The 372-nt window shown below is 66.7% G+C and carries 1 protein-coding gene; it reads left to right on the forward strand.

All coding sequences use genetic code 11. The features are described 5' to 3' along the window. The coding region (locus JHD07_RS39410) for a MoxR family ATPase (RefSeq protein WP_291632033.1) at nucleotides 1-372 on the forward strand (372 nt) is incomplete at both ends.

Here is a 372-nt window from a genome sequence, read left to right on the forward strand (position 1 = left end):
CGTCTCATCCGCCTGCAATGCTACGAGGGCATCGACGCGGCCGCCGCGCTCTACGAGTGGAACTATCCGCGCCAGATGCTGGCGATCCGCCAAGCCGGGGATGAGAGCATCGACATCTATGGCGAGACGTTCCTGATCGAGCGTCCGATGCTGGCGGCGCTGCGCGCGCCGGATTCCACCGTGCTGCTGATCGACGAGATCGACCGCGCCGACCAGGAGTTCGAGGCCTTCCTGCTCGAATTCCTCTCCGACTTCCAGATCTCGATTCCCGAGCGCGGCACGGTCCGCGCCGCCGAGCGGCCGGTGGTGGTGCTGACGTCGAACCGGACACGCGATCTGCACGAAGCCCTGCGCCGCCGCTGCGTGTATCAC

Origin of the sequence: Bradyrhizobium sp. (genome assembly GCF_016462955.1) — a bacterium.
Lineage (GTDB): Bacteria > Pseudomonadota > Alphaproteobacteria > Rhizobiales > Xanthobacteraceae > Bradyrhizobium.